Annotated in this window: 15 protein-coding genes; 7 read left to right on the top strand and 8 right to left on the bottom strand. The window is 33.8% G+C overall.

All coding sequences use genetic code 11. The features are described from left to right. Positions 1-4: 4 nt before the first annotated feature. Complete coding sequence (locus tag N7277_RS02875) at positions 5-463, top strand: GNAT family N-acetyltransferase (RefSeq protein ID WP_274780252.1); 459 nt, start codon at positions 5-7, stop codon at positions 461-463. 304 nt (positions 464-767) lie between these two features. Continuing rightward, positions 768-1,430, top strand: coding sequence for a C40 family peptidase (locus tag N7277_RS02870; RefSeq protein ID WP_274780251.1), 663 nt, complete (start codon positions 768-770; stop codon positions 1,428-1,430). A 64-nt stretch (positions 1,431-1,494) separates the two neighbouring features. On the opposite strand, the gene rodA is transcribed toward N7277_RS02870, so the two are convergent. Genes rodA through N7277_RS02845 form a run of 5 tightly spaced genes read right to left on the bottom strand, consistent with a single transcriptional unit; the run spans position 1,495 to position 7,114 of the window. Next, positions 1,495-2,724, bottom strand: coding sequence for a rod shape-determining protein RodA (rodA, locus tag N7277_RS02865; RefSeq protein WP_274780250.1), 1,230 nt, complete (start codon positions 2,722-2,724; stop codon positions 1,495-1,497). Positions 2,725-2,727: 3 nt separating this feature from the next. Continuing rightward, complete coding sequence (locus tag N7277_RS02860) at positions 2,728-4,725, bottom strand: peptidoglycan D,D-transpeptidase FtsI family protein (protein WP_274780249.1); 1,998 nt, start codon at positions 4,723-4,725, stop codon at positions 2,728-2,730. Next, entirely contained in the window at positions 4,722-5,228 is a 507-nt protein-coding gene (locus N7277_RS02855) for a rod shape-determining protein MreD (RefSeq protein ID WP_274780248.1), read from the bottom strand. The genes N7277_RS02860 and N7277_RS02855 overlap by 4 nt, the downstream gene beginning before the upstream one ends. After that, complete coding sequence (mreC, locus tag N7277_RS02850; protein ID WP_274780247.1) at positions 5,218-6,069, bottom strand: rod shape-determining protein MreC; 852 nt, start codon at positions 6,067-6,069, stop codon at positions 5,218-5,220. The genes N7277_RS02855 and mreC overlap by 11 nt, the downstream gene beginning before the upstream one ends. 19 nt (positions 6,070-6,088) lie before the next feature. Beyond that, positions 6,089-7,114 (bottom strand): rod shape-determining protein, encoded by a 1,026-nt coding sequence (locus N7277_RS02845; protein ID WP_274780246.1) that lies wholly within the window; start codon positions 7,112-7,114, stop codon positions 6,089-6,091. A gap of 200 nt (positions 7,115-7,314) precedes the next feature. Between N7277_RS02845 and N7277_RS02840 the strand changes: the two genes are divergently transcribed. From N7277_RS02840 to hemE, 5 genes are all read left to right on the top strand, one after another. Then, on the top strand, positions 7,315-7,731 hold the full coding sequence (locus N7277_RS02840) for a GNAT family N-acetyltransferase (RefSeq protein WP_274780245.1): 417 nt from the start codon (positions 7,315-7,317) through the stop codon (positions 7,729-7,731). A gap of 68 nt (positions 7,732-7,799) precedes the next feature. Then, a complete protein-coding gene (gene hemA / locus N7277_RS02835; RefSeq protein WP_274780244.1) occupies positions 7,800-9,077 on the top strand; it encodes a glutamyl-tRNA reductase in 1,278 nt (425 codons plus the stop codon). Between the two features lie 55 nt (positions 9,078-9,132). Beyond that, positions 9,133-10,041 carry a hydroxymethylbilane synthase gene (gene hemC, locus N7277_RS02830; RefSeq protein WP_274780243.1) on the top strand — a complete coding sequence of 303 codons (909 nt, stop codon included), beginning with the start codon at positions 9,133-9,135 and terminating at the stop codon, positions 10,039-10,041. Positions 10,042-10,048: 7 nt separating this feature from the next. Continuing rightward, entirely contained in the window at positions 10,049-10,726 is a 678-nt protein-coding gene (locus N7277_RS02825) for a uroporphyrinogen-III synthase (RefSeq protein ID WP_274780242.1), read from the top strand. 23 nt (positions 10,727-10,749) lie between these two features. Then, complete coding sequence (gene hemE / locus N7277_RS02820) at positions 10,750-11,775, top strand: uroporphyrinogen decarboxylase (RefSeq protein WP_274780241.1); 1,026 nt, start codon at positions 10,750-10,752, stop codon at positions 11,773-11,775. A gap of 53 nt (positions 11,776-11,828) precedes the next feature. Here hemE and N7277_RS02815 read toward each other — a convergent pair whose 3' ends face one another. The 3 genes from N7277_RS02815 to N7277_RS02805 all read right to left on the bottom strand — a co-directional run bounded on the left by N7277_RS02815 (position 11,829) and on the right by N7277_RS02805 (position 14,594). Beyond that, on the bottom strand, positions 11,829-12,461 hold the full coding sequence (locus tag N7277_RS02815; protein ID WP_274780240.1) for a nitroreductase family protein: 633 nt from the start codon (positions 12,459-12,461) through the stop codon (positions 11,829-11,831). 106 nt (positions 12,462-12,567) lie between these two features. After that, positions 12,568-14,082, bottom strand: a complete 1,515-nt coding sequence (locus tag N7277_RS02810) for a GH3 auxin-responsive promoter family protein (protein ID WP_274780239.1) — start codon at positions 14,080-14,082, stop codon at positions 12,568-12,570. Between the two features lie 101 nt (positions 14,083-14,183). After that, on the bottom strand, positions 14,184-14,594 hold the full coding sequence (locus N7277_RS02805; RefSeq protein ID WP_069797407.1) for a BrxA/BrxB family bacilliredoxin: 411 nt from the start codon (positions 14,592-14,594) through the stop codon (positions 14,184-14,186). Between the last annotated feature and the right edge of the window lie 172 nt (positions 14,595-14,766).

The raw sequence follows: 14,766 nt of genomic DNA, 5'->3' as shown, positions 1-14,766 counted from the left end.
TAATATGAAAATAGACATCCTAAAAACCGAATCCCATCACAAAGATTTCCAAAAATTAGTCTACGAATTAGATCTTTATCTTGCAGAAATAGACGGAGAAGACCATTCTTTTTATGCTCAATATAATAAGCTAGACGCTATAAAAAACTGTATTATTATTTATATAGACAAAGAACCCATTGCTTGTGGTGCTTATAAAAAATATGATGACCAAACCATCGAAGTTAAAAGAATGTTTACCAAAGAAAAATATAGAGGAAAAGGCTATGCTAAAATGGTTCTATTGCTTCTAGAAAAATGGGCAAAAGAAGAAGGTTACAATTTTTCTGTTTTAGAAACTGGAGTTCAGCAAGTTTCGGCGGTTCATCTTTATGAAAAGTCCGGCTATTCTCGTATTCCAAATTATGAACCTTATGAAAATGTAGAAGACAGTATTTGTTTCTTAAAACAGTTAGTGTACTGATTTTAAGAAATTTACAAAGAAAATTTAATGATAAAGAATTTGCTCCGTTAAAGTTTACATCATTATAGACGAGTCTTATATAATTTATAGATTCTGACAATATTTTGTTAAAAAGTCTTAAAAAAAAATTCCGCAGGATTTCCAAAATAGGAGCCTCGCGGAAATTTTTTTTTAACATATGAGAGACAAATGTTAAAAAATGTTAAATTTTTTGATTAGCTGACAATTATCAAGTCCTAAAAAACTTGTATGATATACTTTTGTCTTGTCTAAAAAAGAAATCTACACAGATAATCAAATAAATATGAAGAAAAGAGTTTTGCTAAGTTTGGTTGCAATTATTTCCATCTTCTCGTTGCAATCTTGTGTAACAAACTACGTTGTTTCTACACCTACAAAATACAAATCTAGTACCAAACTAGATAAAATTAATACTAGAAATCTAAATTCTGCAAGCAAAAGTTCGTATGATAGCTATAATGCAACTTTTGAAATGGCAAAAAAATCAGAAATGGCTGCTTTGATTACAGGAGCGATTTCTCATGCTAAGGCAATAGATGATATTCTAAGTGAAGCAAACACTTATTTAGGAACACCATATAGATTTGGTGGGTCTACCAGAAGTGGAATAGATTGTTCTGCTTTTGTTTTAAATGTTTACGAAGAAACTACAGGTTTAGAATTACCGAGAGTTGCTGCAGAACAAGCTGAGTTAGGAGAAAGAGTAGAGAGACAGCAATTGCAAAAAGGAGATTTAGTTTTCTTTGCACACAACAGAAGAATCTCTCACGTTGGAATAGTACAAGAAGTTACACCAGAAGGAGAAATTAAATTTATTCACGCAGCTACATCTAAAGGCGTTATGGTTTCTTCACTTAACGATTCTTATTGGGGACCAAAATATAGATTTGCTAAAAGAATTCTAAAAGAAGATCAAAATATTGCTACAGCAGAAGCAACGAATTAATATAGATTAATTAAATTAAATAGTGATAAAAAACCTCCGCAACTAGTTGCGGAGGTTTTTTTATTTATACGAGTGAATTCTTATCTGCGTAATTTAATTTAAAGAAAATAGCAGTCATAATAGAGAAAGCTAAAAATGAACTCCCTCCGTAACTGAAATACGGCAGTGGAATACCCACTGTAGGAAATAATCCCATTACCATTCCTAAATTGATGGAAAAGTGCATTAACAATATCCCAGCAAAACAATAACCGAAAACTCTATTAAATGTATTTTTTTGGGTTTCGGCTAAATAAAATATTCTACCAATATAAATAGCATAAAATAACACCAAAAGAAAACTCCCGAAAAAGCCCCATTCTTCTCCTACGGTACAGAATATGTAATCTGTCTCTTGTTCAGGAACGAATTTTCCCTGAGTTACAGAACCTTGTTTATAGCCTTTTCCCCAAAATCCGCCAGAGCCAATAGCTGTTTTAGAATACAGTAAATTGTAACCAGAAGTATCCCTGAAGGCTTTTTCGCCTTTGTATAGAACTTCTATTCTTTCGCGCTGGTGTTTTGGCAGCTTTTCCATAATTTTTGGTGTCCCAAAACTTATTCCTGCTAAAATCCCCAAACTTCCTACTATGGTGATAATAGTAGGAATACTCCAATGAATTTTTTGATAATTAAACAGGATGAAAATTAGTACTAAAACTACTAAAGCTCCAGTAATGTATAGAGGGTTAAAAGCGATTGACAAAAGAAAAACAGCTGCTAAAACAAATCCTACTATAAATAACCAACCATTTAATCCTTCTCTGTATAAAGCAATCGCAAATGCTGTAAAAACCAATAATGAACCTACATCTGGAATAGATAAAACAACTAATGCAGGTAAACCTACAATCGCTAAAACCGTCAATTGTGATTTTCTCATTTTCAGGTTAAAATCTGGTCCAGAAACGTAATTGGCGAGCATAAGTGCTGTTCCGATTTTTGCAAATTCTACGGGTTGCATAGTAAAACCACCAAACTTGTACCAGTTTTTTTGACCCAAAATTTCAGTTCCAAAAACATGTAATCCTGCTAATGAAAGCACTCCCAATATGAAAAAGATGCCTGCAAAGTTTTCAAAAAACTTTGTTCTCATAGTGAAAATTAGAAGTCCTACCATGAGCGAAATCCCAAAAAATATAAATTGTTTGGTTCCTAATCCTTCATCTACACTATAAATATTTGCTATTGCAAAAAGTGAAATAGCTAAGTATAGAAAAATGCCAAGTTTATCAATTCCTTCTGCCCATTTCATCTTTTACGTTTTATTATTTTTAGTGGTATCTTTTAATTTTTGAGGGTTTTGTGCTGCCTTTTTTTCATTGAGTAATCGAAGGCTGTCTTCTAGTTTTTTCAATTGAATGGGGTCTGGTTTTGGCGCAGTATACCAACCTTTTTTCGTAAGATGATTGATATACATTCGCTTGTACTCTCCCATGAAACTAGATTTTATCATTCTATCATAAAGATGAGGCCTCTTAATATCTCCCAATAAATATTTTTCTGCAATAATAGTAGAAGCGGGTCCCGCCCAAGTTGCCCCAAAGCCAGCGTGTTCTATTACCGCAACGACTACAATTTTAGGTTTGTCCGCAGGTGCTGCCATTACAAAAATAGAATTATCTTTTCCGCCTGGAACCTGCGCTGTTCCTGTTTTTCCTAGTTGTGTGAATTCTTTAGAAGCAAGGCCTCTTGCAGTTCCGCCGATGAAAACGTCTTTCATTCCTTTTAGAACAACATCAAAATATCTGGGCTCTACCTTGGTAACATGTTTTTTATTGAATCTTTCGTCGGGATTGGGTTTTCCGTCAATAGATTTTACAATGTGTGGGGTGAAATACCAACCTCTATTTACAATAGCTGCAGTAAAATTGGCCATTTGAAGCGGAGTAAGTAAAACGTCTCCTTGTCCCATTCCATTAAAAATAGCAGATTGATATGGATGCCATTTTTCCCCTAATCTTTTTGTGTAAAATTCTCCAGAAGGAATTTTCCCTCTTGCCCCAACTGCTAAGTCGTTATTCATAAACTCTCCTAAACCGAAGCTGTTCATGATTTCTTTCCATTCATCTATAGCTCTGTTTCTTCCTTTTGGACCGTATTTTTCGGTGATTTTATAATAAACACTAGAAAAATAGTTGTTACAAGATTTTTCTATGGCTTTTTCCATTCCAATAGGCCAAAAAGTTCCACAGTGACAACCGATTGTATGTCTTCCCATTCTATAACCGTGTCTACAAGTAAATTTGGTAGAATCACTGATGACTTTCATTTGATAACCAGCTAATGCGGTCAACAGTTTAAAAGGCGAACCTGGAGGATAAGCTGCCTGAACTGAACGGTCATAAGTAGGTTTATTATCATAGATGGTGTCATTTGCCAATCTATAAATATTTCTTTTTTTGTTAGGACCTGTAAAAAGATTTGGGTCTATGTCTGGACCAGTTGCGAGAGCTAAAATTTCTCCATTATTGGGGTCAAGTGCTACAATTGCGCCATGCTTATTTACGAGCATTTCTTCGGCAATTTTTTGCAAATCATAGTCTATGGTAAGGGTTAAATCTTTACCAGAAACCACCTCTTTGTCTAGTTCGCCGTTTTTATAAGGGCCTACATTTCTCAGTTTAATGTCTTTCTGAATGTAGCGCATTCCTTTTTCACCGCGTAACTGTTTTTCGTAAGCACGTTCTATTCCTGTAATCCCAGCAATATCACCAGGCAAATAATAAAGAGAATCTTTTTTGATGTAATTTTCGTTGACCTGATTGGTGTAACCAAGTAAATTCCCAGAGGTAGAAACTTCATATTTACGCTGAGGTCTTTCTACAATGTTAAAAGCGGGATATTTGAATATAATTTCTTGAATTCTAGCGATTTCTTCTCTACTCATATCACTTTTGAAAGTCATAGGAGTGAGTTTAGAGTAATATTTTTCTTTTTTAATAGACTCTATTTTTTTGATGAAATCTTTTTTGCTTATTTTCAATAAGTTACAAAAATCTAGGGTATCAAAATCTGGAGTCATTTGACTTTGGGTAAAAGAAATTTCATAAGAAGGTTGGTTACCTACTAAAATTTTTCCGTTTCGGTCAAAGATAATTCCGCGTTGAGGAATGACATAGTCTATTTTGATAGAAGTATTGGCGGCATTGAGCGCATATCTATCTGTAAGCAACTGTAAATAGACCAATCTTGCCACAAAAATTGCGGCAATGAGAAAGAGAAATAAGGTAATTTTATAATAGGCTGTTTTCAAACTTTTTCTTTGATTTTAAATGCTAACGAATAGAGGAGTACAAATATTATAGAAATAACACTGGTTACTAAAATATTAAGTATTACTTCAAAAAACCTGTCGAATTTAAAAAATTCTATACTCTGAACTAATAGTTGATGCACAAAAATACTTGAAAAAATATAAAATAGAAACTGTGACCACTGAAGATTATGGAAAGAAAATACATCCGAAGAGACTTCTGTGGAAGTTTTGAAAATAATGGTTCTAAAATAGGCGATAAGTGTAGTAGCAAATGCATTGATACCCCAAGTTCCTAAAAATGCGTCTATAGATAATCCTAAAATAAAACTCGCCGATAGGAAAATATAGAGATTTCTGTAAAAAGGATAAAACAAAACAAAAATAATGTAGATGACAGGAGTATATTTACCAGCAATATCTATTCTGTTAAATAAAAATATTTGCAATGTGACTAACACTGCGATTGATAAAAAATCTGTAAATAAATTTCTACTGATCATTGTTTATTGTGGCATCAAGGGTATCTTGAATTTGTTTTACTTCTAATTTTTTTAAATTTCTTACAACATAAACTTTGTTAAGTTGCCCCATTTTTTGGCTTAACTCTACAGAAATATCCCAATATCCTGTTTTAGAATCTACCTCATAGCCCGCAACTCTACCAATCATAATTCCTTGAGGGAAAATTGCAGATTTACCATCTGTAACTACAGTGTCGCCTACTTTAATCGGCACATATTTAGGAATGTCTGATAAATGCATGGTTCTAGAATTTTCGCCTCTCCAAGTAAGCGTTCCGAAAAATCCAGAATCTTTGAGCGCCGCATTAATTCTAATTTTGTTCATGCTAAGTACAGATTGTACCAATGCATAGTTATTAGTGGTATTGATGACAATTCCTGCAATTCCTTGTGGTGCAATCACCCCCATTTTAGGGAAAACCCCATGTCTTTTTCCTCTGTTAATGGTAAAATAATTATCTTTTCTAATGATAGAGTTGTTTACAATTTCACCATCTACGAAAGTGTAGATCTGTCCACCACCGATGGTATCCGTAACTCTTACAAAACTAGGATTTTTAATTTTTTCTTTACCGTATAATTCCTGCATCAGTGTTTTGTTCTGAGCAACTAATTCTTCATTAATTTGCTTCAGTTTTAAGTAGCTGGTTCCTTCGTCTATGTAACCAGAAACCCATGCGTTAAACGCAGTAGTCTGTGCAGCAATAAAAGACTGCTGCATTGAGTTTCTACTGAAAATCAAAGTCACGGCAATTATTTGTAAAAAAAGAAAGAACAGAAATAATCCGTTCTTGCTAAATAATCTTATCAAAAACCCCATTTTATAACTAGGTTTTTACTTATTTTATAAGGAAGTTAAATTTATCCATGTTTTTAAGAGCAATGCCTGTTCCACGAACAACAGCTCTTAATGGGTCTTCTGCTACGAAAACTGGTAATCCTGTTTTCTTGTGAAGTCTATCTGCTAACCCTCTTAATAAAGCACCACCACCAGCTAAATAAATACCAGTTTTGTATATATCTGCTGCTAATTCTGGCGGAGTAAGAGAAAGCGTTTCCATTACTGCATCTTCTATTCTAATGATAGATTTATCTAGAGCTCTAGCGATTTCTTTATAACCTACCATAATTTCTTTTGGTTTTCCGGTAATTAAATCTCTACCTTGTACTGGTATGTCTTCTATGTCTAGGTCTAGATCTTCCACGGCAGAACCTACTTCTATTTTTACTCTTTCTGCTGTTCTTTCACCGATGTATAAGTTGTGATGAGTTCTTAAGTAATAAGCAATATCATTCGTGAAAACATCACCAGCAATTTTTACAGATTTATCACAAACAATACCTCCAAGAGCTACCACTGCAATTTCTGTAGTACCACCACCTATGTCGATAATCATATTACCTTCAGGTTTTTGTACATCAATGCCTACACCGATTGCTGCAGCCATAGGTTCGAAAATTAATCTTACTTCTTTAGCATTTACTTTTTGAGCAGAATCTCTTACTGCTCTTTTTTCTACCTCTGTAATGCCTGAAGGGATACAGATAACAATTCTGAGAGAAGGCTGAATTAATTTTCCTTTGATGCCAGGAATTTGTTTAATAAATTCCTTAATCATGTGTTCTGATGCAGCAAAATCTGCAATTACACCATCTTTTAGCGGACGAATCGTTTTAATATCTTCGTGCGTTTTTCCTTGCATGTGTTTTGCTTGTTCTCCCACAGCAATTGCTTTTCCAGATGAACGCTCAATCGCCACGATTGACGGCTGGTCAATCACGATTTTATTATTATGTATGATAAGTGTGTTCGCTGTTCCTAAGTCTATCGCAATTTCTTGCGTGAACATATCAAATAACCCCATTTTCTTCTATAAATTTTAAGTGACAAAGATATAAATTTCATAGCATTTAAAAATAATGAAAAACAAAAAATATCGTTAAAATTTTATAAATTTTTAAATGCTTGTTGTAACTTTAAACTCGAAACTTTAAAAATTATTTTTCTCTGTTGAGAATTTAATTAATTTCAATTCTTAAAATAATTTAATATTCAGATTTTCAAATGATTAATAGAATTACTCCAGAAGAGACTTATTTTCTTAGGAGAGAAATCCTCAGAAAAAACCTTCCGCAAGAATCTCATGAGTTCAGTGGTGATTTTGACGACCAAACTTTTCATCTAGGTTATTTCGTAGAAGATAGAATTGTGGGCATTATCACGGTCTTGCAAAATGGCCAAATCGCTCAAATTAGAGGAATGGCAGTTTCAGAAGATTATCAAAGAAAAGGAATAGGAAAAAAATTGGTAGAAAAAGCTGAGGAAATTCTTAGGGAAGCTCAAATTCAAAAAATTTGGATGAATGCCAGAGAAACTGCATCAGAATTTTACAGAAAATTAGGGTATAAAATTGAAGGTGAATTGTTTAATATAAAACCCATCGGTTTTCATTATGTAATGACCAAATATTTCCATTCATAACATCTATTAAAATATGATGAAAATTAGAAATTTTATATCATAATAATGATTAAATTTGCAGACTTGAAATGAATTCTCTTGCAAAAACATATAATACACAGAACTTCACTGTTTTAAGCATTAGTTTTGAAAAAGCCAATGCCGAAATCAGAGGAAAATTCGCGTTTTTTGATGAACACGTAAAACACTTTGTAAAAGAAATTCATGAAAAGAAACTGGGTGATGCATTTGTAGTCTCTACTTGTAACAGAACCGAAATTTACACAACTTCAAGTAATTACATGGCCATTGCAGAGATGTATTGCAAGAGTGTAGAAGTAAGTTTGATGGATTTTATGCAGTTTGTAAATGTTCAGAAAAACGAAGAAGCACTTTATCATCTTTTCAGAGTTTCTGCAGGTTTAGAAAGTCAGATTTTAGGAGACTTCGAAATCATCGGTCAGATAAAAAATGCTTACCATCGATTCAAAAAACATAAAAGTTTTAGCAATCCTTACTTAGAGAGAGCCATCAACTCGGCGATTCAAATTTCTAAAAGAATTAAAAACGAAACCGCACTTTCAAACGGAGCAGCTTCTGTTTCTTATGCAGCGGTTCATTATATCTTAAAAACTCAAAAACAGATTTCAGAAAAGAATATTCTTCTTTTGGGAACTGGCGAAATCGGTCAAAATACTGTAGAAAATTTGGTGAAACATGTTTATCAGCCAAAAGTAAAAATCGCCAACCGTTCTTATGAAAAAGCAGAGAAAATTGCAGAAAAGTATAACATTCCGCAAATTGCTTTTGAAAATTTTGAAGAAGAACTGAAATCTACAGACATTCTTATCGTTGCAACTGGCGCTTCGCATCCGATCATTCATCAGAAACATTTTCCAAACGGAAAAGAAACATTGGTGATAGACCTTTCTATTCCGAATAATGTTGATAAAAAAGTGGCGGAAAATAAAGCGGTACAATTGGTAGATGTAGACGAATTGTCTAAGCATATCCAAGAAACCATTGAGCAACGCAAGAAAGAAATTCCTAAAGCGGAGAAAATCATCAAGGAAATGACCAAAGAATTTTTGGCTTGGGAAAGAAAAAGAAAATTCGCACCGAATATTCATCAGTTCAAAGCTGCGCTGAAACACATAGAAGACCATGAAATGCATAATTTCCACAGAAAACACAGATATGTGGATATAGAAGACATGGAGCTCACCGAAAAATTGATTCAAAAAATCACCAATAGATTTGCGAAATATATCATCGAAAATCCGCTTCGTGCTGAAGAAGTTACTAAACTGATGAACGAAATTTTGGTAGAACAACCCAAAGAAGAGTTCAACAAAAAACATCAGTAAATTTAGGATTTACGATTGGGGATTTACGAAGTTTTCAAGAAAATAAATTTTTATAATGATTAGAATAGGTACCAGAAATTCGCCTCTTGCAATGTGGCAAGCAAAAGAAGTAGAACAAAAATTACAAAATTTAGGCTACGAAACATTGCTGGTTCCTGTGCTTTCTTCTGGGGATAAAAACCTTAATCAGCCACTTTATTCCCTAGGAATTACTGGCGTTTTTACCAAAGATTTAGACATCGCTTTACTTAACAATGAAATAGATATTGCGGTGCATTCCCTAAAAGATGTTCCTACCATTTTACCTCAAAATATAGAAGTTTCTGCGGTTTTGGAAAGAGATTTTCCGCAAGATGTTTTGGTGAGAAAATCTTCTTCTAAAAATAAAGATTTATCAGAACTTAAAATCGCAACCAGCAGTTTGAGAAGAAGAGCATTTTGGTCAGAAAAATTTCCGAACACACAGTTTTCAGACATCCGTGGAAACGTACAAACGCGATTAAAGAAATTAGAAGAAGGAGATTTTGATGCTACACTTTTTTCTTTGGCAGGCATTAAAAGAATGGAAATGGAGTTGGAGTATGAACCACTAGATTTTATGATTTCTGCTCCTAGTCAGGGAGTTGTGGCGATTTCGAGTAGGGTAGATGATAAGGAAACCAAAGAAATTTTGCAAAAAATAAATCATAAAACCACTCAAATTTGCGTTGAAATAGAACGTAATTTCCTCAGAACTTTAGAAGGTGGGTGTACTGCGCCAATTGGAGCCATCGCGGTTTTTGAAGAAAATAAAATCAAATTTTCTGGAAGATTAAATTCTTTAGACGGAAGTAAAACGATAAATGTAGTTGAAGAATTTGAATATGACCATTCTAAAAACTACGGGAAAAAATTTGCAGAATTTGTGCTAGAAAACGGAGGAAAAGAAATGATGGAGGAGATTAAGAAACAAATAAAGGAATAGAGTAATCATGAAAATCCTTTTCACGAAAACAGGAATCGAACATGAGGTATCAGAGAAATTAGAAACCGGTTTTTCTTGTGATTTTAAGGATTTTATCGCCATTGAAAAAATTAAAACTAAACCTTTTCCGCTTAAGAATTCTTCACTCATTTTCACAAGCGTAAACGCTGTAAAATCTTTCTTTGAAAATGGCTTTCAGCCGAATGAAAACTTTCAAGAAGCCCATTATAATAAAATCTACGCAGTAGGTCTTAAAACAAAAAAAGAATTGAGAAATAATGGCTTTGGAACCTTTAAGGTAAAAAGACATCTCAATGAATTGTCTGAATTTATTCTCAAACATAGCCAAAAAGAAAAATTTATTCATTTCTGCGGAAATTTAGCACTTGATATTTTAGATAAAGCATTGCCACTACAGAATATTTCGTATAAAAAAGTAGTGCTTTACAATACCAAAATTCTCCATCCAGAAATTCATGAAAAATATGAGGCTGTAGTTTTTTTTAGTCCGAGTGGAGTTCGTAGTTTTGCGAAGTTTAATTCTTTAGAAAATTTAAAAATCTTTTCTATCGGACAAACTACAGAAAATGAACTGAGAAAATTTACACAAAATAAAATTTACACTAGTAAAGAAAGCAATTTAGAAGATTTGTTAACCATTATAAAGCAAAACGCTATTTTATAAAAGCTTATTGCAAATAGAAAAAAATGATAAAAAACGACCTATATTTAAGAGCATTACGAGGCGAATCTGTAGAAAGACCACCCGTTTGGATGATGAGACAAGCAGGTAGATATTTACCAGAATTTATTGCACTTCGTGACCAATATGATTTCTTCACGCGTTGTCAAACTCCAGAATTGGCAGCTGAAATTACTGTTCAACCGATTAGAAGATTTCCGCTAGATGCAGCAATCTTATTTTCTGATATTTTGGTAGTTCCACAAGCGATGGGAATTGATTTCAAAATGAAAGAATCCGTTGGGCCATGGCTAGATACACCAATTAGAAGCCTAGAGCAAGTACAAAATCTGCAAGTAGAAGGAGCAGAAGAAAATTTGAAATATGTTTATGATGCGATAGACATCACTTTACAGAAATTAGAAAACGAAATTCCTTTGATTGGTTTTGCTGGTTCACCTTGGACTTTGCTTTGCTACTGTGTTGAAGGAAAAGGTTCTAAATCTTTTGACATTGCGAAGTCATTTTGCTTTACTCAACCAGAAGCAGCACATTTGCTTTTACAAAAAATTACAGATGTAACCATCGCTTATTTAAAGAGAAAAGTACAAAGTGGAGTTTCTGCGGTACAGATTTTTGATTCTTGGGGCGGAATGCTTTCTCCTGAAGATTATCAAGAATTTTCTTGGAAATACATTAACCAAATTGTAGAAGCTTTGGCTCCAGAAGCTCACGTTGTAGTTTTTGCGAAAGGTTGTTGGTATGCTCTAGAAGAAATGACAAAATCGAAAGTTTCTGCGCTTGGTGTAGACTGGACGATTACTCCAGAATTGGCAAGAAAATTCACCAATAATTCTGTTACCCTTCAAGGAAATTTTGATCCTGCAAGATTACACTCTTCGCCAGAAGTGATTAGAAAAATGGTTCATGAAATGATTAACAGATTTGGCAAAGATAAATATATTGCAAATCTAGGTCACGGAATTTTGCCAAACATTCCTTTAGAAAATGCCGAAGCTTTTATTAGAGCAGTAGTAGAATGGAAAGGTTAAAATCCTTCTTTATATAAACTAAAAATCCTCAGAATGTTCTGAGGATTTTTTTATTATTTCACTTCTGTGATAAATTTATCTTTTGGTTTTCTTACTTTTTCAAGTTTTTCTAACCAGTCTTTTTCAGTGTCTCTGTAACCGATTGGTAAAAGTAAAACGCTTCTTAATCCTTTTTCTTTTAAACCAAGAATTTCATCTACTTTTTCTGGGTTGAAACCTTCCATTGGTGTAGCATCTACACCTTCGAAAGCAGCTGCAATAATCGCAGCACCGAATGCAATGTAAGCTTGTTTTGCAATGTGTACGAAGTTTTCTTCAGCAGATTTAGGAACATAAGTGTTCAATAAAAATTGTCTGTAGTTTTCCCAACCATCATTTGTAAAACCTCTTACTTCATTCGTTAAATCAAACATGTAGTTGATTCTTTCTGCAGTGTAAGTATCCCAAGCTGCAAAAACCAAAACATGAGAAGCATCTGCAACTTGTGGTTGATTATTTGCTGCTTCTTTTAATTGATTTTTAACCTCTTGATTAGACACTACATAAATTTCGAAAGGCTGTAAACCGCTAGAAGTAGGAGCAAGACGAGCTGCTTCTAAAATTCTTTCAAGTTTTTCATCACTTACTTTTTCTCCGTTCATCGCTTTTGCAGCGTATCTCCATTTTAATTTATCTAATAAATCCATTTTATAAAAATTTTTTTGCAAAGATAAGCTATGGTGATCGGTTTTATCATTGATTTATGTTAAGAAAAGCATAGAAAAAATAAACCATTCAAAAAATAGAACGGTTTTATTTATTCAACTCCAAAAGAGGATCGATGTATTCTCTGTCGTTGCTCAATCGCGGCACTTTGTTTTGTCCGCCCAGTTTTCCTCTAGATTCCATCCATTGATAGAAAAGTTTTTCTTTAGCGGTGTGAATAATTGGCGGATTCAGTGTCATATTGAGGTAACGCTTCGCTTCGTAATCAGAATTGATTGATTTCAAAGTATCATCAAAAATTTTAGAAAACGCTTCGAAATTAGTTGGATGTTTGGCAAATTCAATCAGCCATTCATGTGCTCCAGATTTTCCTTCGCTCATAAAAACTGGTGCTCCTGTGTAATCTAAAACGTGCGCCTCAGTAGCTTCACAAGCTTTTTTAAGGGCTGTTTCTACATTGTCTATCATTAATTCTTCGCCAAAGGCATTGATATAATGTTTGGTTCTGCCAGAAATCTGAATTCTATGCGGAGAAAGAGAAGTAAATTTTACGGTATCACCGATTAAATAGCGCCAAAGTCCACCATTGGTAGAAATAACTACAGCATAATTTTTGCCGAGTTCTACTTCTTCCAAAGGAATCGCTTCTAGATGGTTTCTGTCAAATTTATCCATCGGAATAAATTCATAGAAAATTCCGTAATCTAGCATCAGAAGCATTTCGTCACTGCCACTTCTGTCTTGAATCCCGAAGAAACCTTCAGAAGCATTATAAATTTCGTAGTAATTAATGTCTTTGCCTATGATTTTTTTATACTGTTCTCTATACGGTTTAAAACTTATTCCACCGTGGAAAAACACTTCTAAATTTGGGAAAATTTCAGAAATATTGCCTTTTCCTGTTTCGGTTAAAATTCTTTGAAGTAAAACCATCATCCAACTTGGTACGCCGGTTAAACTTCCTACGTCTTGGTTTTTAACTTCTGAAACGATGGCTTTCAGTTTGGTTTCCCATTCTGACATTAGGGAAGTTTTTTTGCTAGGAACCGTGGTAATTTCTACCCAAAAAGGAAGATTTTCTATCAAAATTGCAGATAAATCACCGAACTTGGTATTGAAACTTTCGTACAATTCTGCGCTTCCCCCTAATCTTAAATTTTTATTGAGAAATAATTGATTATCAGGGTGATTGTTTGCATAAATGGAAATTAAATCCTTTCCCGCTTTGTAATGACACTCTTCTAAACTTTCGTCTGAAATAGGGATGAATTTGCTTTTGGCATTGGTCGTTCCGGAAGATTTCGCAAATTGACGGATAACTCCCGGCCAAGAAACATCTTTTTGACCTTGTCTTGCTTTTTCTATGTAGGGTTCAAATTCTTCATAGTTTAGGATAGGAACTTGTTGCTGAAAATCTCGGTAAGAAGAAATGTCTTTGAAACCGAATTTTTTGCCGTATTCTGTTTCTTCTGCATGAAAAAGCTGAGAAAATAAAACTCCGTTTTGAGTTTCAATAGGATGTTTCATGAAATTCTGAATTTGGTCTATTCTTTGTCGAATAAACCAGTTTACAGCCATATTGAAGAGAGCCTTTGTTGCCATTGCTCAAATTTAATAATTTTTTTGAGAATCTTATACCTAATGAAAACAAAAATCCGCTCTAAAAATTTAGAACGGATTGAGGATTATTTTTAGAGAAAAATTTAGCAAAACTCTTCGTAAGCTGCTTGTAAATTTGCTGCAATAGCACCTGCAGGATTTCCTTCGATGTGGTGTCTTTCTAGCATGTGAACTAGTTCTCCATCTTTGAAAAGTGCTACACAAGGTGAACTTGGTGGGAATGGCGCAAAGTGTTTTCTAGCTTCTGCTACAGCTTCTGTATCAAAACCTGCAAAAACAGTAGTTAAATGGTCTGGTTTTTTATCACCAGTTAAAGAATAAATAACACCTGGTCTTGCTGCTCCTGCTGCGCAACCACAAACCGAATTTACCATTACTAGGGTAGTTCCCGGTTGTTTAAGGGCATCATTTACTTGTTCTGCTGAGGTAAGGTCTTGGAAACCTTTATCTGTGAGTTCTGCCTTCATTGGCATTACTAAATCTGCTGGATACATAATATATATAGTTTTAAGATTAAAGTATAATTTTTTATTTCTATGCAAATTTATAATTAAAATTTGGAAAATTCTATTTAATTCTATTATCAAAAATATGCCAAAAATCTATTAAGACAAAATGACTCCTTTTAAAGAGAAAAAAAGCCGATGAATTTTTCACCGGCTCTTT

The organism is Cloacibacterium sp. TD35 (assembly GCF_028864635.1).
Lineage (GTDB): Bacteria > Bacteroidota > Bacteroidia > Flavobacteriales > Weeksellaceae > Cloacibacterium.
This window is presented reverse-complemented; position numbering and strand designations above follow the sequence as displayed.

Coding starts and splice junctions, on each gene's coding strand:
- N7277_RS02815 (WP_274780240.1), bottom strand. CDS start 12,461: ATGGATTTATTAGATAAATTAAAATGGAGATACGCTGCAAAAGCGATG.
- N7277_RS02805 (WP_069797407.1), bottom strand. CDS start 14,594: ATGTATCCAGCAGATTTAGTAATGCCAATGAAGGCAGAACTCACAGAT.
- N7277_RS02825 (WP_274780242.1), top strand. CDS start 10,049: ATGAAAATCCTTTTCACGAAAACAGGAATCGAACATGAGGTATCAGAG.
- N7277_RS02840 (WP_274780245.1), top strand. CDS start 7,315: ATGATTAATAGAATTACTCCAGAAGAGACTTATTTTCTTAGGAGAGAA.
- N7277_RS02875 (WP_274780252.1), top strand. CDS start 5: ATGAAAATAGACATCCTAAAAACCGAATCCCATCACAAAGATTTCCAA.
- N7277_RS02870 (WP_274780251.1), top strand. CDS start 768: ATGAAGAAAAGAGTTTTGCTAAGTTTGGTTGCAATTATTTCCATCTTC.
- rodA (WP_274780250.1), bottom strand. CDS start 2,724: ATGAAATGGGCAGAAGGAATTGATAAACTTGGCATTTTTCTATACTTA.
- hemC (WP_274780243.1), top strand. CDS start 9,133: ATGATTAGAATAGGTACCAGAAATTCGCCTCTTGCAATGTGGCAAGCA.
- N7277_RS02845 (WP_274780246.1), bottom strand. CDS start 7,114: ATGGGGTTATTTGATATGTTCACGCAAGAAATTGCGATAGACTTAGGA.
- hemE (WP_274780241.1), top strand. CDS start 10,750: ATGATAAAAAACGACCTATATTTAAGAGCATTACGAGGCGAATCTGTA.
- mreC (WP_274780247.1), bottom strand. CDS start 6,069: ATGGGGTTTTTGATAAGATTATTTAGCAAGAACGGATTATTTCTGTTC.
- N7277_RS02810 (WP_274780239.1), bottom strand. CDS start 14,082: ATGGCAACAAAGGCTCTCTTCAATATGGCTGTAAACTGGTTTATTCGA.
- hemA (WP_274780244.1), top strand. CDS start 7,800: ATGAATTCTCTTGCAAAAACATATAATACACAGAACTTCACTGTTTTA.
- N7277_RS02855 (WP_274780248.1), bottom strand. CDS start 5,228: ATGATCAGTAGAAATTTATTTACAGATTTTTTATCAATCGCAGTGTTA.